This window comes from Pelomonas sp. Root405, from assembly GCF_001425165.1.
GTDB lineage: Bacteria > Pseudomonadota > Gammaproteobacteria > Burkholderiales > Burkholderiaceae_C > Pelomonas.
In genome coordinates this window covers 422,532-446,243 of record NZ_LMDU01000011.1, presented here as the reverse complement: position 1 = coordinate 446,243, position 23,712 = coordinate 422,532, and the positions used below count along the sequence as shown (strand labels likewise).

The 23,712-nt window shown below is 68.6% G+C and carries 24 protein-coding genes; 10 read left to right on the top strand and 14 right to left on the bottom strand.

The genetic code is table 11. The features are described 5' to 3' along the window. The first annotated feature begins 42 nt into the window (after positions 1 to 42). Together ASC81_RS11660 and ASC81_RS11655 are read left to right on the top strand one after the other, a co-directional pair. On the top strand, positions 43 to 840 hold the full coding sequence (locus ASC81_RS11660; RefSeq protein WP_056266889.1) for a head GIN domain-containing protein: 798 nt from the start codon (positions 43 to 45) through the stop codon (positions 838 to 840). 22 nt (positions 841 to 862) lie between these two features. Beyond that, entirely contained in the window at positions 863 to 1,504 is a 642-nt protein-coding gene (locus ASC81_RS11655; protein WP_056266886.1) for a hypothetical protein, read from the top strand. Here the strand turns inward: ASC81_RS11655 and ASC81_RS11650 are convergent. After that, positions 1,494 to 3,146 carry an alkaline phosphatase family protein gene (locus tag ASC81_RS11650; RefSeq protein ID WP_056266884.1) on the bottom strand — a complete coding sequence of 551 codons (1,653 nt, stop codon included), beginning with the start codon at positions 3,144 to 3,146 and terminating at the stop codon, positions 1,494 to 1,496. The two genes, ASC81_RS11655 and ASC81_RS11650, sit on opposite strands and share 11 nt — an antisense overlap. Before the next feature lie 60 nt (positions 3,147 to 3,206). Here ASC81_RS11650 and ASC81_RS11645 point away from each other — a divergent pair, with 60 nt between their 5' ends. From ASC81_RS11645 to ASC81_RS11635, 3 genes are all read left to right on the top strand, one after another. Then, positions 3,207 to 4,856: a hypothetical protein gene (locus ASC81_RS11645; protein WP_156392013.1), complete on the top strand. Its 1,650-nt coding sequence runs from the start codon at positions 3,207 to 3,209 to the stop codon at positions 4,854 to 4,856. Positions 4,857 to 4,929: 73 nt separating this feature from the next. Further along, the gene (locus ASC81_RS11640) at positions 4,930 to 5,691 is read left to right on the top strand and encodes an enoyl-CoA hydratase/isomerase family protein (protein ID WP_082536445.1); all 762 of its coding nucleotides are present in this window, start codon (positions 4,930 to 4,932) and stop codon (positions 5,689 to 5,691) included. Between the two features lie 94 nt (positions 5,692 to 5,785). After that, on the top strand, positions 5,786 to 6,022 hold the full coding sequence (locus tag ASC81_RS11635; RefSeq protein ID WP_056266878.1) for a hypothetical protein: 237 nt from the start codon (positions 5,786 to 5,788) through the stop codon (positions 6,020 to 6,022). Positions 6,023 to 6,106: 84 nt separating this feature from the next. On the opposite strand, the gene ASC81_RS11630 is transcribed toward ASC81_RS11635, so the two are convergent. Beyond that, complete coding sequence (locus ASC81_RS11630; protein ID WP_056266874.1) at positions 6,107 to 6,676, bottom strand: thymidine kinase; 570 nt, start codon at positions 6,674 to 6,676, stop codon at positions 6,107 to 6,109. Positions 6,677 to 6,844: 168 nt separating this feature from the next. On the opposite strand from ASC81_RS11630, the gene ASC81_RS11625 reads away from it, so the two are divergent. From ASC81_RS11625 to ASC81_RS11615, 3 genes are all read left to right on the top strand, one after another. Continuing rightward, positions 6,845 to 7,048, top strand: coding sequence for a hypothetical protein (locus ASC81_RS11625; protein ID WP_056266871.1), 204 nt, complete (start codon positions 6,845 to 6,847; stop codon positions 7,046 to 7,048). A 117-nt stretch (positions 7,049 to 7,165) separates the two neighbouring features. Then, positions 7,166 to 7,642: a MarR family winged helix-turn-helix transcriptional regulator gene (locus ASC81_RS11620; protein WP_056266869.1), complete on the top strand. Its 477-nt coding sequence runs from the start codon at positions 7,166 to 7,168 to the stop codon at positions 7,640 to 7,642. Further along, positions 7,639 to 8,307, top strand: a complete 669-nt coding sequence (locus tag ASC81_RS11615) for a GNAT family N-acetyltransferase (protein WP_056266865.1) — start codon at positions 7,639 to 7,641, stop codon at positions 8,305 to 8,307. The genes ASC81_RS11620 and ASC81_RS11615 overlap by 4 nt, the downstream gene beginning before the upstream one ends. Here the strand turns inward: ASC81_RS11615 and ASC81_RS11610 are convergent. From ASC81_RS11610 to ASC81_RS11595, 4 genes are all read right to left on the bottom strand, one after another. Then, positions 8,294 to 9,661 (bottom strand): efflux transporter outer membrane subunit, encoded by a 1,368-nt coding sequence (locus ASC81_RS11610; RefSeq protein ID WP_056267519.1) that lies wholly within the window; start codon positions 9,659 to 9,661, stop codon positions 8,294 to 8,296. The two genes, ASC81_RS11615 and ASC81_RS11610, sit on opposite strands and share 14 nt — an antisense overlap. 5 nt (positions 9,662 to 9,666) lie before the next feature. Beyond that, a complete protein-coding gene (locus tag ASC81_RS11605; RefSeq protein ID WP_082536444.1) occupies positions 9,667 to 12,900 on the bottom strand; it encodes an efflux RND transporter permease subunit in 3,234 nt (1,077 codons plus the stop codon). 88 nt (positions 12,901 to 12,988) lie between these two features. Beyond that, positions 12,989 to 14,200, bottom strand: coding sequence for an efflux RND transporter periplasmic adaptor subunit (locus ASC81_RS11600; protein ID WP_056266862.1), 1,212 nt, complete (start codon positions 14,198 to 14,200; stop codon positions 12,989 to 12,991). Positions 14,201 to 14,220: 20 nt separating this feature from the next. Continuing rightward, entirely contained in the window at positions 14,221 to 15,009 is a 789-nt protein-coding gene (locus ASC81_RS11595) for an alpha/beta hydrolase fold domain-containing protein (RefSeq protein ID WP_056266861.1), read from the bottom strand. A gap of 83 nt (positions 15,010 to 15,092) precedes the next feature. Here ASC81_RS11595 and ASC81_RS11590 point away from each other — a divergent pair, with 83 nt between their 5' ends. Then, complete coding sequence (locus tag ASC81_RS11590) at positions 15,093 to 16,031, top strand: LysR family transcriptional regulator (protein ID WP_056266857.1); 939 nt, start codon at positions 15,093 to 15,095, stop codon at positions 16,029 to 16,031. Here the strand turns inward: ASC81_RS11590 and ASC81_RS27000 are convergent. From ASC81_RS27000 to trpE, 8 genes are all read right to left on the bottom strand, one after another. Continuing rightward, entirely contained in the window at positions 16,028 to 16,186 is a 159-nt protein-coding gene (locus tag ASC81_RS27000) for a hypothetical protein (protein ID WP_156392011.1), read from the bottom strand. The genes ASC81_RS11590 and ASC81_RS27000 overlap by 4 nt on opposite strands. Positions 16,187 to 16,322: 136 nt before the next feature. Next, positions 16,323 to 17,009, bottom strand: a complete 687-nt coding sequence (locus ASC81_RS11585; RefSeq protein ID WP_056266855.1) for a uracil-DNA glycosylase — start codon at positions 17,007 to 17,009, stop codon at positions 16,323 to 16,325. A gap of 162 nt (positions 17,010 to 17,171) precedes the next feature. After that, positions 17,172 to 17,963, bottom strand: coding sequence for an indole-3-glycerol phosphate synthase TrpC (gene trpC, locus ASC81_RS11580; RefSeq protein ID WP_056266852.1), 792 nt, complete (start codon positions 17,961 to 17,963; stop codon positions 17,172 to 17,174). Next, positions 17,963 to 18,997 (bottom strand): anthranilate phosphoribosyltransferase, encoded by a 1,035-nt coding sequence (gene trpD, locus ASC81_RS11575; protein ID WP_056266851.1) that lies wholly within the window; start codon positions 18,995 to 18,997, stop codon positions 17,963 to 17,965. The genes trpC and trpD overlap by 1 nt, the downstream gene beginning before the upstream one ends. 9 nt (positions 18,998 to 19,006) lie before the next feature. Beyond that, complete coding sequence (locus ASC81_RS11570) at positions 19,007 to 19,507, bottom strand: DinB family protein (protein ID WP_056266848.1); 501 nt, start codon at positions 19,505 to 19,507, stop codon at positions 19,007 to 19,009. A gap of 2 nt (positions 19,508 to 19,509) precedes the next feature. Next, positions 19,510 to 20,559, bottom strand: a complete 1,050-nt coding sequence (gene ltaE / locus ASC81_RS11565; protein ID WP_056266846.1) for a low-specificity L-threonine aldolase — start codon at positions 20,557 to 20,559, stop codon at positions 19,510 to 19,512. Continuing rightward, the gene (locus tag ASC81_RS11560) at positions 20,556 to 21,140 is read right to left on the bottom strand and encodes an aminodeoxychorismate/anthranilate synthase component II (RefSeq protein WP_056266843.1); all 585 of its coding nucleotides are present in this window, start codon (positions 21,138 to 21,140) and stop codon (positions 20,556 to 20,558) included. The genes ltaE and ASC81_RS11560 overlap by 4 nt, the downstream gene beginning before the upstream one ends. Continuing rightward, positions 21,141 to 22,631 carry an anthranilate synthase component I gene (gene trpE / locus ASC81_RS11555; RefSeq protein WP_056266840.1) on the bottom strand — a complete coding sequence of 497 codons (1,491 nt, stop codon included), beginning with the start codon at positions 22,629 to 22,631 and terminating at the stop codon, positions 21,141 to 21,143. It lies immediately after the preceding gene. 273 nt (positions 22,632 to 22,904) lie between these two features. Between trpE and ASC81_RS11550 the strand changes: the two genes are divergently transcribed. Further along, the gene (locus ASC81_RS11550; protein WP_056266838.1) at positions 22,905 to 23,504 is read left to right on the top strand and encodes a chalcone isomerase family protein; all 600 of its coding nucleotides are present in this window, start codon (positions 22,905 to 22,907) and stop codon (positions 23,502 to 23,504) included. Positions 23,505 to 23,712: the final 208 nt, after the last annotated feature.

Here is a 23,712-nt window from a genome sequence, read left to right as displayed (position 1 = left end):
GCCTGAACACACTGCCGACCCGTTGCCGCACCGGAGTTCCGCATGAAGCGCCTTGTCCTTTTGACCCTTGCCACTGCCCTTGCCACAGGCGCCGCCCTCGCGGGCGACAACGACTGGCGCTTGCGCATCAAGAAGGAAGGGGATGGCTGGACGGCGAGTTTCAGTGGGCCTATCGACTACGGCAGCGGCAAGAACCGCGTGCGAGGTTCCGGGGTCAAGGTCGAGAAGCAGCGCACGCTGGCCGCGTTCAGCAAGTTGCGCATCGATGGCCCCGTTGACGTCGTGCTGACCCAGGGCAGCAGCGATCTGGCCACCGTTGTCGCTGACGACAACATCCAGCCGTTGATCGAGACCGTCGTCGAAGGTGATGCCCTGGTGGTGCGCCTGAAACGCGATACCGGCTTCACGACCCGCGCAGTGCCGACGGTGCGCATCGACGCCCGCGCCTTGCAGTCCATCTCCATCAGTGGTTCGGGCGATCTGGCGGCCGAGCATTTCAAGGCCGACAGCCTCAGCCTGAACGTCGTCGGCTCGGGCGACGTGCAGTTCGGCCTTGTCGAGTTGAAGGAATTGACCGTCAGCATCAACGGTTCCGGCGATGTGCGCCTGGCCGGCCGGGCCGACCAGCAGAGCTGGACGGTCAGCGGCTCGGGGGATGTCGACGCACGGTCGCTGGCCGGCCGTGCCGCCAAGGTGGGCATCAACGGCTCGGGCGATGTTTCGCTGGGTGTGACGGAACAGCTGGACGTCCAGCTGAGCGGCTCCGGTGACGTCACCTATGCCGGACGGCCGCAGTTGCGCCAAAGCGTCAGCGGTTCGGGCGAGATCCACCGCCGCTGATGCCGCGGCCCAGAATGGGGCCGTGAACCAAGACGACCTCTGGTGGCAGACGCTGGCCGATGGCCCCTTGTTGCTGGCCCTGTTCGACGCCGACGATCGCCTGCTGCGGGCCAACCCGGCCTATCGCGCGGCCTGGCAGCTGGCCGATGACGCGACGCCCGCCTGGAGCGAGATGGTCGAGGCCGCGCTGCTGGCCGGCGTCGGCCCGGTCGAGGCGCCCGAGCGGCGCAGCCGTATGGCGCAGCGTGGCTACGAGCAGGCGTGGCGGGACGGCCGGCGGCTGTGGTGGGTCGAGCAGCGCATGCCGGCCGGTGGCCTCGCGCTGACCGGCGTGGATATCAGCGCGCTGGCCCGGCCGAGGCCGCTGTCGGGCCAGTTGCTGGCCACTCAGGCGGGCACCGAATTGCTGCAGGCGCTGCTGGCCGACCCGCGCGCCTGGCCCCTGTCCATCGCGACGCTGCCTGCGGACGCCGACCCCGCCGAACTGCTGACCCGCATCCGCGGCGAAGACGGCTGCTTGCGGCTGCAGGACGGCCGGCTGCTCGTCATGCTGCCGTCCACGGGCCCCGCTCAGGCCGCGGCGCTGGGCGGCCGGCTGGGTGCGACCGGCTTGACCGAGGCCGTCTGGGGCGAGTCGGCCGCAGCCCTGCTGGCTAGGGTTTGAGCCCGAGGTTGCGGCCCTGCGACTGGGCCGGCACCGGGAGGCCAGCGAGGGCGGCCAGCGTCGGCGCCAGGTCGGCCACTTCGGCGCGCGCCTTGACTTCGCCCTGGCCGACAAAGCCCGGGCCCCAGAACATCAGCGGCACGTGGGTGTCGTAGTCGTAGGGGCTGCCGTGCGTGCTGCCGCCCGGGCGGTAGCTGACGATCCAGTTGGGCCTCAACACGACCTGCAACTGGGCGGCGCGCATCGGGTCGAATGACTTGCGCATCGCGTCCAGATACGGCGTCGCCGTGTCGGCGCCCAGCAACTGCTCGCGCGTGAAGACCGTCGCCACGCCGGGCAGCTTCAGCAGTTCCTCGCGTGCGGCGTCCTGCACGTCGGCGAAGTTCAGGCCACGCTCGGCGGCGAGCCGATCATCGAGCAGCAGGCCAGCCGCCGAGAAGTTGCGAGCCAGCTTTTCGACGCCGAACTTTGCCGTCAGCGCCGCATTGATCGCCGCCAGCGATGGCCCGCTGTTGAAGCGCCCGGCGTCGCGGCCCTGGCTGGCGGCCCATTCCGGCGTGTCGCTGAAGCCGTGGTCGGACGTCAGCGCGAGCACGTAATTGCCCGCGCCAACTTGCTTGTCAAGAAACTGGAAGAACCCCTGCAAGTGGCGGTCCAGATGCAGCACATGATCGTGTGACAGCCGCGACTCGGGGCCGAAGGCGTGGTTGATGTAGTCATGGCTGGACAAGCTGACCGACAGGATGTCCTGCGGGCCACGTTGACCGAGCTTCTCGTTCGTCACGGCGGCGCGCGCGAAGGCCAGCGTCAGCTCGTCACCAAACGGCGTGGCCAGCAGGCCGCCATAGAAACGCGGGCCGGGGCTGTCCATCTTGTCGCCGATGACGGCGGGCAGCCTGTTGCCGTTGCCGCTGGCCACTTGCCACGGCTGGCCGTCCGGGACGGAGCGCGCATAGGCGGTCTCCGGCAGCAGCGGCGCCCAGGTCTTCTTGAAGAAGGCGTCGGCAGGCTTGGCCGCGTTGAAATCCTTGACCCATTGCGGTAGCGCCGCCATGTAGTAGGTGCTGGACGAGAAGCTGCCGGACTCGCCCATGTACATGTAAGCGGTGCCCAGGTGCCCGGCCGGCAGGATGGCGCCACGGTCCTTGCCGGAGATGGCGATGACCTTGGACTCGGGCGCGCGGGTGCGCAATACGTCTCCCAGCGTTTCCACCTTGAGATTGCGCGGGCTGGTGCCGGACAGCGGCGCGGTGGGGTTGTCGAGGTAGGTGTGGGCCGTGTCGCCGGTGTTGTAGACCGGCTCGCCGGTGACGGGGTTGCGCCATTCGTTGCTGATGATGCCGCTGCGCTGCGGATGGGCGCCGCTGAGCATGACCGCGTGGCCAGCTGCGGTGACGGTGTGGCCGTGGCCGTAGTGCGCATCCGCAAACCAGCGGCCGCGGTCCAGGAAGCGGGCGAGGCCATCGGGCGCGAGCTGGTACCGGTAGCCGGTGACTTGGCGCATCGGCAGGCCGTCGACGACCATCAGGACAAGCAGCTTTGGGCGCTGCGGCACCGCGGCGGGCGGTGCGCCGGTGGTGGTGCAGGCGGACAGGGCGCTGGCCAGGGCCACGCTCAACAGGCAACGGCGGGTATGCAACATGACGTGTCTATGACGATGGATGTGCGAGCTTACGTCGTCACAATGCCCCGCTTGCAAGCCATGGCCGATCTCGATCATTTCGACCCCACGCGCGCGCTCGACGGCTGGCGGGTTCCTGCACCACCGCCCCTCGATCTTGAGCTCAAGCTCGATGCGCTACGTCCCGTGGACCATGCTGCCCTGGATGCGATCAACGCCGCGCTTGCCGTCACCGCGCCCAGCGCAGCCGCATTCGACTCCGTCCATGCGCTGGACGGCTGGCGCCCGCCCACGCCGGCGCCGCTGGACCTGGAGCTCAAGTCGCTGCGCTCAGCCGGCACTCGGCCGGACGGTGCCAAGAAGGCTTGGCTGAAGGCGCGTGGCTACGAGATGCTCGACGTCGAGGACATCGAGCTCTGCGACAAGCCGCCGCCGCGGGCGCGCGTCGAGGCACCGGTGCCGCCCATGGACGACGCTGGGGCGCTCGATGAAGCGGCCGTGTTGCCGACCACCGCCGAGGCGCTCGTCGTGGAGGCGCCAGTCGCTCAATCCCTTGACGACCACGCCGGGCAGCCGGATCCTCCGTTGGTTGGGCCAGCCGTGCCGGCTGACTTTGCAACAGCTGAAGCGCCGCCCTTGCCGACCACCGCCGAGGCGCTGGTCCTGGAGGTCGAGGTGGCGGCGCCCACCGAGCCCGATCCTCAGCCTGTCATCGTGGAGGCCTTGTTCGCCGAGGTCGCGTTGCCCGAGCCTGCCGCGTGGACGGTCGGGGAGGACCTGGCGGCACCTGATCAGCCATCGCCAGCCGCGGCTGCCGAGGCTGAACGGCCGGAGATGCCAAACGTGCCGGTCGTGCCCGATCCCATTGAGGCAGCGGGGGTGCCGCCGTCACCCGCGACTGTCGAAGCGCCTGCGCTGGACGTGCCGGGTGAATCGCCCGCAGTGCCGGACGCCGCGCTGGTGAGACCGGATGAGGACAGCGTGGCTGAGTTGCCGGTACCTGAGGCAGAGGCGTTGGCCTTCCGGGCGCCGCCGCCCGCCGAGCCGGATGCTCGGCGGGTTCTCGAGGACATTCGGCTGCCGAATGTAGAACCGCCACCCCTGGTCGTCGAGCCGCCCGCGCTGGATTTCCACGTCGCTGCGCCGGCGGCCGCGCCGAATCCGCAGGGCGTCATCGAAAGCATCGAATTGCCCAAGGTGGCGCATCCCGTGGCCTTTGAGGCGCCGGTGCTGGACGTTCGCAGCCTCCACCAGACCGCGCCGCGCGCCAACCGCGACCCCCGGTTGCTTTCACGTTGGCAGCCGCTGGCCTGGACGGCGCTGGCGCGCCGCGTCAGGGGCGCGACGACCGAGGTGGTGCAGACGCCGAGCGGGCCGCTGGTCGAGACCCATATGCCGCAGTGGCTGTGCGCGCTGTGGCGGCCCCAGAGCGTCGACGCGCCGCTGCTCGGCCGCTGGCCGGAGCTTGCTGGCCTCGTCAGTGCAGACACTGCGTTCGGCGCCTTGCACCAGCTGCTGGCCGAGTTGCCGCCGCGGGCGCAGATCTGGTCGGCCGAGCTGGAAGCGGACTGGTCGCTGGTCGCGGAACTCGTCTTGCGCCAGGACGCCGGCTTGCGCCCTGTCCATGCCCAGGCGCTGCGCGAGCTGATCGAGGCCGAGCGCGACGCGAGCCATGCCCAGGTGAACGGCCGCTACGCCGCCAAGGGCGGCGTGGTGCGGCGGCGTGCATGAGCGCCGCGCCCGCCCGCCCCAAGCAAGCGCGCTCCCGCTCGGCGGGACAGGCCGCAGGCCGGAGGGTGCAGCAGTGAGCAGCGGCCAGGCGCCATTGCTGGAGATCGATGCCGGCGTCGCTCGCATCACGCTGCGGCGGCCGCGCCAGGCCAACCGCCTGACCGTCGACGACCTCGTCACGCTTGGCGGCATGGTCGAGTCGGTCAATGCCGACGAGACCGTGCGCGTGCTCGTGCTGCTCGGCGAGGGCCGGCATTTCTGCAGCGGTTTCGACCTCGCCGCGCTGGGCGCTGTCGACGCGGGTGCGCGCTTCGGGGAGCTGGCCGATGCGCTGGAGGCGGCGCGGCCGATCACGATTGCCCGGCTGCACGGCGGCGTCTACGGCGGCGCGGCCGACCTTGCGCTGGCCTGCGACTTCCGGCTGGGCGCACCGGCCGTCGAGATGTTCGTGCCCGCAGCGCGCATCGGCCTGCATTTCTATGCGGGCGGCCTGGCCCGCTTCGTCAACCGCTTGGGCCTGGCGAACGCCAAGCAGGTGCTGCTGGCCGGGCGCACGCTGGATGCGCCGGCACTGCTGGGCTGTGGCTACCTGGACCAGTTGCTGTCCGACGTCGGCTCGCTGGATGAAGCGGTGGCGGCGCTGACGGCCGAACTGCTGGCCATGGCGCCGTTGGCGCTGCTGCCGATGAAGCAGCACCTCAACGCCATAGCCGCTGGGCGGCTCGACGCGATTGGCCTGGCGGCGGACATCCGACGGGCGCGCGATTCTGACGATCTGGTCGAGGGCCAAGCTGCCTGGGCGAGCAAGAAAACGGCGAAATTCAAGGGGTGTTGAAAGCCCTAGGCCGGGGCTTTGGCCATATGGTGGAAAATACAGGGTCTGCGCCGCCCGGCGCCACCCCTTCACAACACTCTTCGACAGGACCAGCGTGGCCAAAGAAACCACCAAGACCACCATCGAAGCGGATGGTCTGCGCTACCGCTCCAAAGCCCCGGGCTCGCCCTTCGCGGCGACCTCCTCTTTCGGCGCAGCAACGATGTCTTGCTTCCTTTGCGGCAAGCACCGCCCGCGCGCGATGCTCAAGTCCAAGAAGCTTTTGGGCAAGTCGCAGCCCGTGTGCTCGCCGTCCTGCAAGGAGCTGGACGCGCAGATCGCGGCCAAATAAGTCGCCCCGGCCCCACCGATAGGCGGGCTGACCTCCGAGGCGACATGCACTGAGCAAAGGCGGCCATAGGCCGCTTTTGCTTTTCTATCCCTGCCGGAAGCAGCGGCCGCAGACGGAGCGGTAGCGCGCATTGCCGCCGATCTCAACCTGCGCGCCCTCGGTGACCTTGCGGTTGGCGGCATCGACACGCATGTTCATGGTCGCCTTGCGGCCGCAGTCGCAAATCGTCTTCATCTCGTCCATCTCGTCGGCCAGCGCCAGCAGCGTGGCCGAGCCCGGGAAGAGTTCGCCCTGGAAGTCGGTGCGCAGTCCATAGCAAATGGCCGGCAGATTGCGCAGGTGGGCCATCTCGTGCAACTGCTGCACCTGGTGCTTGGTCAGGAACTGCGCCTCGTCGATGAGGATGCAGGCGATACCCGGGCCGGCTTCCCCTTGGCCGATCAACGCCAGGAAGTCGGTGCTGGCATCGAACTGCTCGGCCTCGCGCTGCGGCCCGAGGCGCGACGTGACGAAGCCGCGGCCATAGCGGTCATCCAGGCGCGCCGTGAAGATGCGCACGCGGTGGCCGCGTTCCTCGTAGTTGTGCGCCACCTGCAGCAGGGCGGTGGACTTGCCGGCGTTCATCGCCGCATAACGGAAAAAGAGCTTGGCCATGAGGTGTTTGGGAGCGGGGACGCATTGTCCTCGCTGCCCGACCCCGCAGATCGGGGCAGGGAAACCCCGCGGTTATTGGCCGTTTGGGCCGATAACCGGGGGCTTGCGAGATGGATTTGTCATCTTCCTCGTGCGTCAATTCACCTTTCGTCTTGACCTGTCTGAAGAATGAGCAAAGACACCGTCACCGCGGTCCGCCAGGATGGCTTGCGCTACCAGTCGAAAATCGGCGGTTCGCCCTTCCTCGGCAGCGGCCACACCCGCTCCTGCTTCAAATGCGGCAAGCACCGCGCGCCGGCCAGCCTGCAGTCCATCCGGCTGCTCGGTCGCAACGAGGTGGTCTGCAAGCCCAACTGCAAGACGCTGCCGTAGCCGCGCAGAGCTGCCGCGCTCGATAGCGCGGCATGACCCCCAGCAATTCGACCCCTGCATTGACGACCTGCGTGCCATTGCATAGCATGCTATGCATATCGGCTGGCTGGAGCGGGCGTGATCGAAGATGTCGTCAAGGAATTGGGCCACCTGAGCCTGGGCACGCGGCTCAGGCGCATCGGTGAGGCGCTGCAGGCACAGACCCAGTCGGTGCTCGCGGCGCATGGCTTCGAGCAGCCGGCTGCCTACTTTCCGCTGCTGGCGGCGCTGGATCGCCTCGGCCCCTTGAGCGTCGGCGAGTTGAGCCAGGCGGTGGGCGTCAGCCAACCCGTCATCACGCGCTCGCTGCGCGGGCTGGAGGACGACGGCCTGATCGGCTCCCAGACGTCCGAGGATGACCGCCGTGTGCGTCGCATCGCGCTCAGCCTCAAGGGCCGGGGCCTCGTGGAGCGTGCGCAGCGCGAAGCCTGGCCGGCCATCGAGGTGGCCGTCGCCCAGGCCTGCGCGGGGCTGAGCGGCGACCTGCTCACCCAGCTGGCCGGGCTGGAGAACGCACTGATCGAAGCGCCGCTGCTGCAACGGGTGCGGGCATGAGCGAACTCGACCGACCCGTCTGGGCCACCCTTCAACAGCAGCCGCACTGGGGCCTGGGCGACGAACGTGCGCGGCGCTTCAAGGCGGACATCAATCGCTTTGCAGCCACGCCCGACGAGGCCGCGGACAGCCTCGATGCACTGACCAAACTGCTCCAGCCCGGTGACGACTTCGTCTATCTGCTGCAGGTGCCGCGCATTGTCGTGCCGCCCGCCCTCGAAGCCGTCAAGGAGGCGCCGGGCGTGCAGATGCTGGCGACGCGTCGGCTGGAACCCGATGAAGGTCTGCGGGTGCTGGGTGACGCCGATGCGGCCGACATGCTGGCGCTGGCGACGCTGACCGAGCCGGGGCCCTTCCTCGCCCGAACGCACACGATGGGCCGTTTCATCGGCCTGCGCGTCGATGGCCGGCTGGTGGCGATGGCCGGCGAGCGCATGCGCTGGCCTGGCCATGTCGAGGTCAGCGGCGTCTGCACGCACCCCGACTACCGCGGTCGGGGCCTGGCGCGACGCTTGTCGGCCGCGGTAACGGCCGAGATTCAGCGCCGCGGCGAACAGCCGTTCCTGCATGCCTGGGCGACGAACACCGCCGCCGTCAAGCTCTACGAAAGCCTCGGCTTCGTCGTGCGCACCGCGGTGAATGTCGCCTTGATCAAGCGCCGTTAGACCAGCCCCCGCCGAGGGCGCGGATCAGCCCCACCGTGGCCTGGTACTGGGCCGATCTCACCTGCAGCGCGGCGCGCTTGTTGGCCAGTTCGCTGCGGCGCGCGTCGAGCAGTTCGAGCTGGCTGACGAGACCGTTGCGGTAGCGCGTGTCTGACAGGCGCAGCGCCTGGCTCGCGGCGTTGACGGCGCGTGAGTTGGCCTCGCCCTGGGCCTGCAGCAAGCTCAGCGCGCCGAGCTGGTCTTCCACGTCCTTCAGCGCCAGCAGAAACTGCTCGCGAAAGGCAATCGCCGAGCCGTCCAGCTGAGCCTTGGCGGCGTCGACGCCGGCCTCGCGGCGGCCGCCATCGAAGATCGGCAAGGCAGCCAGCAGGCCGATGCCCCAGGTACTGGCGCCGCTCTTGAGCAGGTTGGACAGCTCGCTCGACACGCCCCCGCCCTGAGCGGTCAGCGCAAGGCTGGGCCACCACGCGGCCTGGGCGATACCGACTCGGGCCTGCGCCGCCTGCAACTGGCTGCGCGCTGCAGCGAGGTCGGGGCGGCGTTGCAACAGCTCGCTCGGCAGTCCCGCCGGCACGGCGGGCAAAGCGGTCGCCCATGTGGTCGGTGCCAGGCGGAAATTGGAGGCCGGCTCGCCCAGCAGGACGGCCAGCGCCGTCTCCAGTTCGAGACGGCGCCGCTCCAGCGCCAGGGCTTCGGCCTCGTTGGCGGCCAGCTCGGCCTGCACGCGGGCCACGTCGAGGTCGGCGACGTCGCCAGCACGGGCCCGCTTCTCGGTCAGCGCCAGGGTCTCGCCGTAGGCGGCGACGGTGCCTCGGACGATCTCGCGCTCGACGTCCAGCGCACGCAGCGCCAGGTAGCCACGGGCGACGTTGGTCTGCACCAGCAGACGGGCGTCGGCCAGCAATTGCTCGCGGGCTCGCACGTCCAGCGCAGAGGCGTTGCGCTCATGCAGCAGGCGGCCACCCAAGTCCAGCTCGTAGGCCAGGCTCAGGCCCGCGTTGTATTGCGTGATGCCTCGCGCCCCCGGGTCGGCGGCGCGGCCGGCACCGGCGGCCACGCCGACCTGTGGCAGCCGCGATGCCTCGGCGCCGCTCAGCACCGCACGGGCCTGCGCCAGCCGGTTGGCTGCGGCCTGCACGCTCGTGTTGGCCGCCATCGCGCGGCCGACAAGATCGTCCAGCACCGGGTCGGAAAAGGGCTGCCACCAACTGGTGGTCAGTGCAGGTGCGTCGTTCGCGGCCGTGGCTTTGTAGGCGACGGGTGCCTGTGGCAGCTGGGCCGGGTCGACCGGGCCGACCGAGGCGCAGCCCGCCAGCAGCAGCGCTGCAAAGAGTGGGGTCAGGGTCAGTTTCATGATGATCACTTGCCTCGTTGCGGCAGGGTGTCGACGATGGGTGCGACATGCTGCGGGGGAGCTTCGGGTGCTGCCGGCGCAGCAACTTGCCCGCCGTGGTGGCGCAGCGGTGAGTTGCCGGTCAGGCGGCGCACGATGACGTAGAACAGCGGCGTCAGGAACAGGCCGAACAGCGTCACGCCGATCATTCCGGCAAACACCGCGATGCCCATGGCCTGACGCATCTCGGCGCCGGCACCGGTGCTCAGCACCAGCGGCAGCACGCCCATGACGAAGGCCATCGACGTCATCAGGATGGGCCGCAGCCGCAGCCGTGCGGCTTCCAGGGCTGCTTGCGTCGGCGTGCGGCCGGCAAACTCCAGCTCGCGGGCGAACTCGACGATCAGGATGGCGTTCTTGGCGGACAGGCCGACCAGCACGATCAGCCCGATCTGCGTGAACACGTTGTTGTCGCCGTTGCTCATCCAGACGCCGGTCATCGCCGCCAGCAGGCCCATCGGTACGATGAGCAGGATCGCGATGGGCAGCGTCAGGCTTTCGTACTGCGCGGCGAGTACGAGGAAGACCAGCAGGATGGCCAGCGGGAAGACCCAGGCGCCCGAGTTGCCGGCGATCTTTTCCTGGTAGGTCAGGTCGGTCCACTCGAAGCCGACGCCCGGGGGCAGCGTCTCGGCGGCAATGCGCTCCACGGCGGCCTGCGCCTGGCCCGACGAGAAGCCGGGCGCGGCGCCGCCGTTGATGTCGGCGGCCAGGAAGCCGTTGTAGCGCATCGCGCGCTCGGGGCCGAAGCTGGGCTTGACCTTCATCACGGCAGACAGCGGCACCATCTCGCCCGACGACGAACGCACCTTCAGCGAGCCGATGTCCTCGGCGCGGGCGCGGTAGGGCGCGTCGGCCTGCACGCGAACGGAATAGGTGCGGCCGAACTGGTTGAAGTCGTTCACGTACAGGCTGCCGAGGTAGATCTGCATCGTGTCGAACACGTCCGTCACGGCCACGCCGAGCTGGCGGGCGCGGGTGCGGTCGAGGTCGGCAAACAGCTGCGGCACGTTGACCTGGTAGCTGGAGAAGAGGCCGGCCAGTTCGGGTGTCGTACCGGCCTTGGCCATGAAGGCCTTGACCGCCTGGTCCATCACCTCGTAGCCCACGCCGCCGCGGTCCTGCAGCTGCAGCTTGAAGCCGCCCGTCGTGCCCAGGCCTTGCACCGGCGGCGGCGGGAACATGACGATGAAGGCGTCTTCGATGGCGCCGTATTGCCCGTTCAGCGAGCCGGCAATGGCGCCAGCCGACAAGTCCTTCGTCTTGCGCTCGCTGAACGGCTTGAGCGTCGCAAACACGATGCCCGAGCTGGAGCTGTTCGTGAAGCCGTTGATCGACAGGCCCGGGAAGGCGACCGCATGCTCGACCCCCGGCGTCTTCAGCGTGATGTCGGTCATGCGGCGGATGACGTCCTCGGTGCGGTCGAGCGTGGCGCCGTCGGGCAGCTGGGCGAAGCCGATCAGGTACTGCTTGTCCTGCCCCGGCACGAAGCCGCCGGGCACGGCCTTGAACAGGCCGGCCGTGGCTGCGACGAGGGCCAGGTAGATGACCATCATCAGCGCCTTGCGCGACATCAGCGTCTTCACGCCGCTACCGTACTTCTCGGAGCTGCTGGTGAACAGGCGGTTGAAGCCCGCGAAGAAGCGGCCGAAGACCTTGTCCATGCCGCGCGTCAGCGCGTCCTTGGGCGCGTCGTGGCCCTTGAGCAGCAGGGCAGCGAGCGCGGGCGACAACGTCAGCGAATTGATCGCCGAGATCACCGTCGAGATGGCGATGGTGAGCGCGAACTGCTTGTAGAACTGGCCCGTCAGGCCGGTGATGAAGGCCAGCGGCACGAAGACCGCAATCAGCGTCAGCGCGATGGCGACGATGGGCCCGGAGACCTCGCGCATCGCCTGGTAGGTCGCTTCGCGGGGCGACAGGCCCGACGCGATGTTGCGCTCCACGTTCTCCACCACCACGATGGCGTCGTCGACGACGATGCCGATGGCCAGGACCAGGCCGAACAGGCTCAGCGCGTTGATCGAGAAGCCGAAGCCGTGCATGACGGCAAAGGTGCCGACGATGGACACCGGCACGGCCAGCAGCGGGATGATGGACGCGCGCCAGGTCTGCAGGAACAGGATGACGACCAGCACCACCAGCGCGACGGCTTCGAGCAGCGTGTGGATGACGGATTCGATGGACGCGCGCACGAACTGTGTCGGGTCGTAGACGATGGTGTAGTCCACGCCCTCGGGCATCGCGGCCTTCAGCTCGGACATCGTGGCGCGCACGTTCTTGGAGATGTCCAGCGCGTTGCCGCCCGGGGCCTGGAAGACCGGCACCGCGACGGCGGGCTTGTTGTCGAGCAGGGAGCGCAGCGCGTATTCCGACGCGCCGAGTTCCAGGCGGCCCAGGTCACGCAGCCGCGTGACGGCACCGTTAGCACCGCTCTTCACAATGATGTCGCCGAACTCCTCGACCGACTGCAAGCGGCCCTGAGCGTTGACGGACAGTTGCAGGTCGATGCCCTGCAACCCCGGCGATGCGCCCACCACGCCGGCTGCGGCCTGCACGTTCTGGCTGCGGATGGCGGCCACCACGTCGCTGGCCGACAGGCCGTGCTCGGCCACCTTCTGCGGGTCCAGCCAGATGCGCATCGAGTAGTCGCCCGAGCCGAACAACTGCACCTGGCCGACGCCCTGGATGCGCGCGAGGCGGTCCTTGACGTTGAGCAGCGCGTAGTTGCGCAGGTAGGTCATGTCGTAGCGGTCGTTGGGCGAGGTCAGGTGCACGACCATGGTCAGGTCGGGGCTGCTCTTGACCGTCGTCACGCCCAGGCGCTTGACCTCCTCGGGCAGCCGCGCCTCGGCCTGTGAGACGCGGTTCTGCACCAGTTGCTGGGCCTTGTCGGGGTCGGTGCCGAGCTTGAAGCTGACGGTCAGCGTCATCAGGCCGTCGGTGGTCGCCTGGCTGCTCATGTAGAGCATGTCCTCGGTGCCGTTGATGGCTTCTTCGAGCGGCGTGGCCACCGTCTCGGCGATGACCTTGGGATTGGCGCCCGGGTACTGGGCGCGCACGACGACCGAGGGCGGCACGACGTCTGGGTATTCCGAGATCGGCAGCGCGCGGATCGACAGCAGGCCGCCGATGAAGATCAGCAGCGACAGCACGCCCGCAAAGATCGGGCGGTCGATGAAAAATTTGGAGAAGTTCATTTTTCTTCTTTCTGAAGGCAAGCCGTCCCCTCAGGCCGGTGAAAACCGGCCTGGTCGCAGGGCTTGCTACGGAGGGTGGGGCGCTAGGTCAGGAGGCCTTGGCCGCGAGTTGCGCTTGCAGTTCGGGCTTGGCATCCATCGCCACGTCCTTGGGTGCGAGGACCGAGCCCGGCCGCACCCGCTGCACGCCGCCGACGACGACGCGCTCACCGGCCTTCAGGCCGCTGGTCACGACGCGCAGACCGTTCACGTTGGCGCCCAGCGTCACCGGCCGCCACTCGGCCTGGTTGCCGGCGCCGACGACGATGACGTAACGCTTGTCCTGATCGGTGCCGACGGCGCGCTCGTTCACCAGCAGGCCCGCTTCGTTCTTCGCCTGGCCGAGGCGCAGCTTGGCGAACTGGCCCGGCATCAGGCCGCCATCCTTGTTGTCGAAGACCGCGCGCACGCGCAGCGTGCCGCTCTTGGCATCGACCTGGTTGTCAATGAGCTGCAACCGACCGGAGGTGGACTTGTCCGTCCCCGCCAGCATTTCGACGGGAATGCGCTCGATGCCGCGCCGCTCCTCAGCGCCGTTGGGCAATGACGCCAGCGCCTCACGCACGACCTTCTCGTCGGCGTCGAAGCTCGCGTAGATCGGGCTCACCGACACCAGCGTCGTCAGCACGGGCGCGCCGGCACCGGCGGCGACGAGATTGCCCTGCGTTACCTCAATCTTGCCGACGCGACCTGCCACAGGCGCACGCACCTGCGTGTAGCCCAGGCTCAACTGCGCCGACTGCAGCGCGGCCTGCGCGGCGCGCAGGTTGGCGGCGGCCTCGCGGGCAGCGTTGTCCTTCTCGTCAAACTCGCGGCGGGCCACGGCACGGTCTTCCCACAGCGCCTTGGCCCTTGCGGCCTCGCTTTGCGAATAGGTCACGCGCGCCTGGGCTGCAGCGACCTGCGCCTCAAAGCGGGCGACTTCGGCCTGGTAGGGTGCGGGGTCGATGGTGACGAGCAGATCGCCCGCCTTCACGAGGCTGCCCTCGCGGAAGTGCAGCTGCTGCACGGCGCCCGACACGCGGGCCCGCACGTCCACGCGCTCCACGGCTTCGAGCCGGCCGGAGAACTCATTCCAGGCCGCCACGTCCTGGCTGACGACTTGCGCCACGGACACCGGCGTGGCCGGCGGCGCGGTGGGACCGGCGTTGGCCAGCGCCGGCTGCCCGAACTGCGCGAAGCCGACGGCGCCGAGGCCGGCGAGGGCAATGGCGCCAACGATGATGCCGAGGCGGCGGTTGAAGCGTGGGGTGGATTGCATTTCGATTTCTCCCGGGGTTTTCAAGCAGAAGGCGGCGACAGAGCCCGGCCGGCGGCCTGGCTCAGGAACTCGTGGATGGCGGCCAGCACATAGCCGGGCGCAATGGCCGGCAGCGTCAGCTCCCTGGCGGCGCCACCGTGCTCGCGCAGGGCGGCGGCATAGCGGCGCGCCTCGTCATTGAGCGGGTGCCCGGCGACGCTGAGCACCAGGGCCGGCGCCAAGCCCGAAAGGCGGCTGGCGTTCAGCGGCGCGGCATAGGGATGGTCGGCACGGGTGTTGCCGCCCAGGTAGGCCTGCCAGCCCTTGGCATAAATGCATTCGCAATGGCCGCATTCGCCTTCGCGCATCGACGCGCTGCCAAGCTGGGGGTCCAGCATCGGCGAGATCAGCAGCTGCCCGGCCAAGTGGGGCGCGCGCTGGTCGCGCGCCATCAGCGCCAGCGCCGCGGCCAGGTTGCCACCGGCTTCCTCGCCGGCGACGAAGAGGGCGGTTTGCGCGCTGCCGGTCAGCTTGGCCGGCTTGGCGGCCAGAGCCTGCAGCGCTTCGAAGGCGGCACTCAGGCCGGTGGGAAAGGGGTGCTCGGGTGCGAGCGGGTAGTCCAGCGAGACGACGTCGGCACCGGCCTCGGCCAGCATTTCGCTCCGGGCGCGTGCGGAGGCCAGCGACCCACTCGTGAAGCTGCCGTCGTGCAGGAAGAGCATGAGCGCGCGGGCGCCGCCATCCAGCGGCCGGCGTGCGGCATAGACCTGGGCCACGAGACCCGGCGCGGGGCCCAGGCGCAATGTGGTGGGGGCGGCAAACTTGTCCATGGGGCGAAAGATAGAGATCAACGCCTTAGGGATAAACGGGGACGAAAGCGAATCACTTTTCCCCAACCTGGAACAATCAGCGCATGGATCGACTCTCCGCTATGCAAGCCTATGTCCGGGTCGTCGAGGCTGGCACCTTCACGAAGGCGGCCGACTCGCTGGACCTGCCCAAGGCCACCGTCACCCGCCTCATCCAGACGCTGGAAGGCCATCTGCGCACCAAGCTGCTGAACCGCACGACGCGCCGCGTGACGGTCACGCCCGACGGCGCTGCGTACTACGAGCGCGCGATGCGCCTGCTGGGCGATCTGGAGGAACTCGAAGGCAGCATGAGCCAGGCGCGGGTGACACCGCGTGGGCGCATCCGCATCGATGTGCCGGGCGTGGTGGGCCGGGAAATGATCATCCCGGCGCTGCCGGATTTCTATGCCCGCTACCCGGACATCCAGATCGAACTCGGTGTCAGCGACCGCACGGTCGACCTGATCAGCGACAACATCGACGCGGTCATCCGCGGCGGCGAGCTGACCGACCAGAGCCTGGTGGCGCGCCGCATCGGCGAGTTCCACATGGTCACCTGCGCCACGCCCGAATACCTGCGCCGCCACGGCACGCCGGCCCACCCGCTGGAGCTGGGTCAATCGCCGCATCGCATGGTTGGGTATTTCTCGGCGCGCAGCGGCAAGCTGCTGCCGGACAGCTTCCGGCGTGACGACGAGGTGGTGGACGTCGTCGGCAACCATGTCATCGCCGTCAACGACGCCAGTGGTTATCTCAATGCGGGCCTGGCCCACCTGGGCGTCATGCAGCTGACCTGCTTCATGGCTGCGCCGCTGATCAAGAGCGGTGCCCTGCTGCGGATCCTGGAGGATTGGCAGTGCGACGCCATCCCCGTGCACGTCGTCTATCCGCCCAACCGCCACCTCAGCAGCAAGCTGCGCGTCTTCGTTGACTGGGTGGTGGAACTGCTCGGCCAGTCATCGACGGCCGGCATGAAGGTGCGTTGCGGCCTGTCGGCTTAAACCTCGTCGGTCGCTGCGCTGGCCACCACCGCCGGGCTGAAATCCTCGGTCGCCGGCGCGGGCGCGCTGATCGCCAGCATCAGCCCGGCCGCCAGCGCGGTGACGGCGGTCGCGGCGGTGATCAGCGAGAAAAAGGACCGGGTGCTGTTGTTCATGGTGACTCTCCTGGCCGGCACCGCAAAGGGTGTGCCGACAGGTTGTCACTTTATGAATTGCAGGCCGCGGGAAAAAGCGGGCGCAGCAGAACGGCGAGTTGCTTGCAGCGGAACAATCCGCCGCCGTCAAGACGGCTCAGGCCTTGCGAGGCGCGCCGCGGCCGCGCTCTTCCAGCCAGGCCTTGGCGGTCGAGAAATGCCCGCAGCCGATGAAGGGGCGCGGCGGCTTGAGCGCCGACAGCGGCGACGGGTGGTTGGCCTTGAGCACGAGGTGATCCTTCCGGGCCGCATCGATCAGTGGCGCCTTGGCCTGGGCGTAGGCGCCCCACAGCATGAAAACCTTGGGGGCGGCGTCTTCGGCGGCCGTCTTGATGAGGGCGTCTGTCAGCGCCTCCCAGCCCTTGTTGGCGTGGCAGGCGGGCTGGCCGTCTTCCACGGTGAGTACCGCATTCAGCAACAGCGTGCCGCCTTCGGCCCAGCGCACCAAGCTGCCATTGGGCGGGAAGGGCTTGTCGAGGTCGCGCTGGATTTCCTTGAAGATATTGCGCAGGCTGGGCGGCAGTGGCACGCCGGGCGGCACGCTGAAGCTCAGGCCCTCGGCCTGGCCAGGGCCGTGGTACGGGTCTTGGCCGAGGATGACGACGCGGGTCTGTGACAGCGGCGTCAGCGTCAGCGCCCGGAGCGGCTCGGGCGGGTAGATGGTCGCGCCGGCGGCCTGACGTTCGGCGAGGAACGACTGCAGCCGCTGCCCGGCCGGTGACATCGCCCAGGCCTCGACGGCGGGGCGCCAGTCGGTGTCGGGCAGCTGAAGCGGCAGCCGCATATCAGTGGTCCTGTGAAACTTGCGGGGCGAGCGCCGGGCCGCTCCCAAGCCGGCCCGCCGGGCGATGTGCTTGCGGCTCGATGCCGCAAACATCGCCGTCCCCTCGGGGGACCGACCAGACTCGCCCGCGTTCAGCGATGCGAGATTGGGCGAGGGGCGTCATCACGCGAACAAGTTGGCCAGCGCCTGACCCGGGTCGGGCGCACGCATGAAGGCCTCGCCGACGAGGAAGGCGTGCACGTTGGCGTCGCGCATGCGCTGCACGTCCGCCGCGCCGAGGATGCCGGATTCCGTCACCAGCAGCCGGTCGGCCGGCACGCGCGGCAGCAGGCCGAGCGTCGTGTCCAGCGTCACGTCGAAGGTGCGCAGGTTGCGGTTGTTGATGCCGACCAGCGGCGTCTTCAGCTTCAGCGCACGGTCGAGTTCATCACCGTCATGCACTTCCACCAGCACATCCATGCCCAGTGCATGCGCCGCGGCTTCGAGGTCGGCCATCTGCGAGTCGGCCAGGCAGGCGGCGATCAGCAAGATGCAGTCGGCACCCATCGCGCCGGCTTCCATGACCTGGTACTCGTCGACCATGAAGTCCTTGCGCAGCACCGGCAGCTCGCAGGCGGTGCGGGCCTCGCGCAGATAGGCGGCGGAGCCCTGGAAGAATCGCTCGTCGGTCAGCACGGACAGGCAGGCCGCGCCGTTGCGGGCGTAGCTCTCGGCAATCAGCCCGGGCTTGAAGTCCTCGCGCAGCACGCCCTTGCTGGGGCTGGCCTTCTTGATCTCGGCGATGACGGCGGCGCGGCCCGCTGCGATGCTGGCGCGCAGCGAGCGCTCGAAGCCCAGGCGCTCGGCCTTGCGGGCTTCGGCCTCTTCACGCTGCGAGGCCAGCGAACGCCTGAGCTTGGCGGCCGAGATCTCTTCCCACTTGACCTCGACGATGCGGTTCAGGATATCGCTCATCAACTTTTCCCCAAATGCTGGGTTTGCTTGACGAAGGCATCGAGCTTGGCCCGCGCCGCGCCGCTGTCCAGCGCCGCCCGGGCGCGGGCGATGCCATCGGCCAAGGTCGGCGCCACGTTGGCGGCGTACAGCGTCGCGCCGGCATTCAGCAGCACGATGTCGCGCGCCGGGCCCGGGTTGCCGTCGAGCACGCCGACCAGCATCTCGCGCGACTGCTCGGGGTTCTCGACTTTGAGGCTGCGGTTGCTGGCCATGGCCATGCCGAAGTCCTCGGGGTGGATCTCGTACTCACGCACCGCACCGTCCTTGAGCTCACCGACCAGCGTCGTCGCGCCCAGCGAGATCTCGTCCATGCCGTCCTTGCCGTAGACCACCAACGCATGCTCGGCGCCCAGGCGCTGCAGCACGCGCACCTGGATACCGACGAGGTCGGGGTGGAAAACGCCCATCAGGATGTTGGGCGCGCCGGCCGGGTTGGTCAGCGGGCCGAGGATGTTGAAGATGGTGCGCACGCCGAGTTCGCGGCGCACCGGCGCGATGTTCTTCATCGCCGGGTGGTGGTTGGGCGCGAACATGAAGCCGATGCCGCATTCGTCCAGGCAGGCCGCCACGGCACGCGGCGACAGCTGGATGTTGGCGCCGAGCGCCTCCAGCACGTCGGCGCTGCCGGTCTTGCTGCTGACGCTGCGGTTGCCATGCTTGGCGACCTGCGCGCCGGCCGCAGCCGCGACGAACATCGAGCAGGTCGAGATGTTGAAGCTGTGGGCGCCATCGCCGCCGGTGCCGACGACGTCGACGAGGTGCGGCAGCGGTCCCAGCGGCACCTTGTTGGACAGCTCGCGCATGACCTGCGCTGCGGCGGTGATCTCGCCGATGGTTTCCTTCTTCACGCGCAGGCCGGTCAGCAGCGCGGCGGCGATGACGGGCGACATCTCGCCAGCCATGATGCGGCGCATCAGCGTCAGCATCTCGTCGTGGAAGATCTCGCGGTGCTCGATGACGCGGGTCAGGGCTTCGTTGTCGGTGATTGCCATGGTCAGACCTCAGATCGAGCGGCGCGCGGGCTCGTGTTGATGCAGGTAACGGGTGAACAGGTCGCGCGGCGGTGCCTGGTCGATCTGCTTCATCAGCATGCCGACGTTGCCGCGGTGATGACTGCCGTGATGGATGACATGGGCCAGGATTTCCTCGCGGCTCATGCGGCCGGCGTCGCCGTCGGTGAACCGAAAGCTCAGCACTTCCTCGAATTGCTCCGGGCGCAGTGCGCGCACGTAGTCGACGTACCAACCGTCCACCCGTTCGACGGCGGCGCGCAGCTGTTCCAGCGTCGGCGTGTCCACGGTGTTGCTGGCCTTGAGGCCGTGCGGCTCGCCGCGCAGGTGGGCCGCAAAGATGCGGTCCACCGTGTGGATGTGGTTGAGCGTGCGGATGGCAATGTGGCGGTTCTCGGGCGACAACGGCGCGCCGGCCAGCGCCGCGAAGAACTCGCGATCAATGGCGGCCTTCTGCTCGAAGAGCGAGATCAGCAAGGTGGACGTCGACACGATCAGGCCTCCAGGAATTTGCGCGCTGCGGCGATGGCATGGTCGATGCCGGCCGCGTCGACATCGAGGTGCGTGACGAAACGCAGCCCGATGAGGCCGGTCGCCAGCACGCCGCGCGATTTCAGGTGTTCCAACAGGGCGGGCGTGCGGCCGTCACTGATCTGGGCGAAGACGATATTCGTCTGCGGTGGCGTGACCGTGACACCGGGCAGCGCCGCCAGACCCTCGGCCAGCCGTTTGGCCAGCGCATGGTCATCGGCCAACCGTGCCACGTGATGCGTCAGCGCATGGTCGGCCGCCGCGGCCAGCAGGCCGACTTGGCGCAGGCCGCCGCCGAGCATCTTGCGCGAGCGGTGCGCCTTGGCGATCAGCTCGCGCGAACCGACCAGCATGGAGCCGATGGGCGCGCCCAAACCCTTGCTGAAGCAGATGGAGACCGAGTCGAAGGCCCGCGCCAGGTCCGCCACGCTGCGGCCCGAGGCGACCGCGGCGTTGAAGAGGCGGGCGCCGTCCAGGTGCGTGGCGAGGCCGCGCGAATGAGCCAGCTCACAGGCGGCATTGGTGTACTGCGTGGACAGCACCTGGCCGCCCCAGGTGTTCTCCAGCGCCAGCAGCCGCGTGCGCGCGAAGTGCGGGTCGTCGGGCTTGATCGCGGCGGCGATGTCGTCGAGCTTGAGCGTGCCGTCGGGCTGGTTGTTCAGTGGCTGGGGCTGGATGCCGCCCAGCACCGCCGCGCCTCCGCCTTCGTAGCGGTAGGTATGGGCGAGCTGGCCGACGATGTACTCGTCGCCGCGGCCGCAATGGGCGAGCAGCGCGCAGAGGTTGCTCTGCGTGCCGCTGGGCATGAAGAGGGCGGCTTCCTTGCCGAGCAGGGCGGCGACGCGCTCCTGCAGGGCGTTGACGGTCGGGTCGTCGCCGAAGACGTCGTCGCCGACTTTGGCGGCGGCGATGGCTTCCAGCATGGCTCGCGTCGGCTTGGTAACCGTGTCGCTGCGCAGGTCAACCACGGCATCCCCGCCGCTGCCGCCCGAGCCGGGCGCGTAGTCGCTCATGGCCTCAACTCCAGGAAGTTGCGCAGCATCGCGTGCCCATGCTCGCTGAGGATGGACTCGGGGTGGAACTGCACGCCTTCCAGCGGCGTGGCCGTGCCGGCCAGCTCGCGGTGGCGCACGCCCATGATTTCGCCGTCCTCGCTGCGCGACGTGATCTCCAGCACCGCCGGGCAGGTCGCTTCCTCGATGACGAGGGAGTGATAGCGGATCACCGAGAACTCCTTGGGCAGGCCGGTGTAGACGCCACGCTGGTCTGTCGTCAGCGTGCTGGCCTTGCCGTGCATCTGGCGCTGCGCGCGGATGATCTTGCCGCCGAGGGCCTGGCCCATGGCCTGGTGGCCCAGGCACACCCCGAGCAGCGGCTTCTTGCCGATGAAATGCTGGATGGCCTCCACGCAGACGCCCGCCTCGTTGGGCGTGCAGGGGCCGGGCGAGAAGACGATGTGATCCGGGTTCAGCGCGGCCATCTCGGCCACCGTGATCTCGTCGTTGCGCACGACCTTCACGTCCGCGCCGAGTTCACCGAAGTACTGGACGAGGTTGAACGTGAAGCTGTCGTAGTTGTCGATCATCAGCAGCATTTAGAAGCCCTCCTCGACGAGTTCAGCGGCGCGCAAGAGCGCTCTGGCTTTGGCCTCTGTTTCTTGCCATTCCAGCTCAGGCACCGAGTCGGCCACCACACCCGCCGCCGCCTGCACGTAGAGCATGCCGTTCTTGATGATGCCGGTGCGGATCGCAATCGCCAGGTCCATGTCGCCGGCAAAGCTCAGGTAGCCGCAGGCGCCGCCATAGATGCCGCGCTGCACGGGCTCCAGTTCGTCGATGAGCTCCATCGCCCGCACCTTGGGCGCGCCCGTCAGCGTGCCGGCGGGGAAGGTGGCTTTCAGCACGTCGAGCTGGCCGACCTCGGGGCGCAACACGCCCTCGACGTTGGAGACGATGTGCATGACGTGCGAGTAGCGCTCGATGGTGAAGGCCTGCGTCACCTTGACGCTGCCGGTGCGGGCGATGCGGCCGATGTCGTTGCGCGCCAGGTCGATCAGCATCAGGTGCTCGGCGCGCTCCTTGGGATCGGCCTGCAGTTCGGCTTCCAGTTCGATGTCCCGCTCGGGCGTCGCGCCGCGCGGGCGGGTGCCGGCCAGCGGCCGGATCGTCACCTTGCGGCTGCCGTCGCTGGCGTGCTCCTCGCGCACCAAAATTTCGGGGCTGGCGCCGACGATCTGGAAGTCGCCCAGGTCGTAGAAGTACATATAGGGGCTGGGGTTCAGCGCCCGCAGCGCCCGGTACAGCGCAATGGGTTCGGCCTTGTAGGGCTTGGCGATGCGCTGGCCCACTTGCACCTGCATCAGGTCGCCGGCGGCGATGTAGTCCTTGGCTTTCGCGACGGCGGCTAGGTAGTCGGCCTTGGCGAAGGCGCGTGTCGGCGCATGCGACTCGGACCGCTGGACCTTGGGCACGCTGACCGAGTAGGTCAGCTTGTCGCGCAACTGCGAGAGCTTCTTCTTGGCGCGGAAGTAGGCCTCGGGCTGGCGCGGGTCGGCCCAGACGATGAGGTAGAGCCGGCCCGACAGGTTGTCGATGACAGCGACTTCCTCGGACAGCAGCAGCACGATGTCAGGCGTACCGAGGGACTCGCCCTTGTGATCGCGGTCCAGGCGCTTCTCGATGGCACGCACGGCCTCGTAGCCGAAGTAGCCGGCCAAGCCTCCGCAGAAGCGCGGCAGACCGGCGGGGATGCGCGGCTTGATGCGGTCCTGGTAGGCGGCGATGAAATCGAGCGGGTTGCCCTCGTGCGTCTCGACGATGGCGCCATCGGTCAACACCTCGCAATGCTGACCGGTCGCGCGAATCAGCGTGCGCGCCGGCAGGCCGATGAAGGAGTAGCGCCCGAAGCGCTCGCCGCCGACGACGGATTCGAGCAGGAAGCTGTTGCGGCACGGCCCCGAGCCGGGCGCGCAAAGCTTGAGGTAGAGGGACAGCGGAGTTTCGAGATCCGCAAAGGCCTCGCTGATCAGCGGGATGCGGTTGTAGCCCTCGGCGGCGAGGCTCTGGAATTCGAGTTCAGTGATCACGACACAAACCTTGAAAAGACAAGTTTCAGGGCTTGGCGTGCAGCCCGGTGGAGAACGGGCAACGCGGGAAAAAGCGCGTCAGGGCGCGCCAAGCAGCATCAGTCGGCGGTGAACCAGCGACGCCAGGGCCAGGCTCCCCGGTCGCTCGACCCCGTGATGTACTTCCGCGTGATGAACATGATCGGGTCAGTGTATCAGCGGGTTTTTGGCCTTCACGCGCCATACTTCGGCTCACGAAGATGCCGCCATCGCGGCACGATAACGGAGCGAGATATGCGCGCATTCATCGTCGCGGCCCTGGTGGCCGTGGGCAGTCTGGGCGGGGGCAGTACCTGGGCGCAAGCGGTCGAGGTGGCCAACGTCAAATACGAGCCAGCACTGGACCTGGCGGGCCAGAAGCTGCAGCTCAATGGCGCCGGCATCCGCTACAAGTTCGTCGTCAAGGTCTACACGGCGGGGCTGTACCTGACGAGCAAGGCTGGCACGACGGCCGAGGTGCTGGCGGCGCCCGGCCCCAAGCGCATCCACATCCAGATGCTGCGCGACATCGACGGCAACGAGCTGGGCAAGCTCTTCGTCAAGGGCATGGAAGCCAACGCGCCGCGCGACGAATTCGTCAAGTCCATCAACGGCGTGCTCAAACTCAGCGAGATCTTCGCCAGCCGCAAGCAACTCAACAGCGGCGACAACTTCTCCGTCGACTACGTGCCCGGCCTGGGTTCGACGCTGTTGCTGAACGGCAAGTCCGTGATGCCTGAGCCCATCAAGGAGCCGGAGTTCTTCACCGCCTTGTTGCGCATCTGGCTGGGCGACAAGCCTGCCGACGACAACCTCAAGGATGCCTTGCTGGGCATCAAGAAGGCGCGCCGCTGAAATGTGAGCCCCTCGCCCAGCCCTGCGTCGCTGAACGCGAGCGGGCCTGGTCGGTCTTGCAGGCCGCGCTGCGGCAGGCACAGCGCGCCCACTGGGTGCGCCTGTGTCCGGGCTCAGCCCCCGTGGGGACGGCGATGCTCGCGGCGTTGAGCCGCTCGCACATCGCGCGGTGGGACGGCTTGGGGCGGCCCTGCGCTCGGCCCGCAGG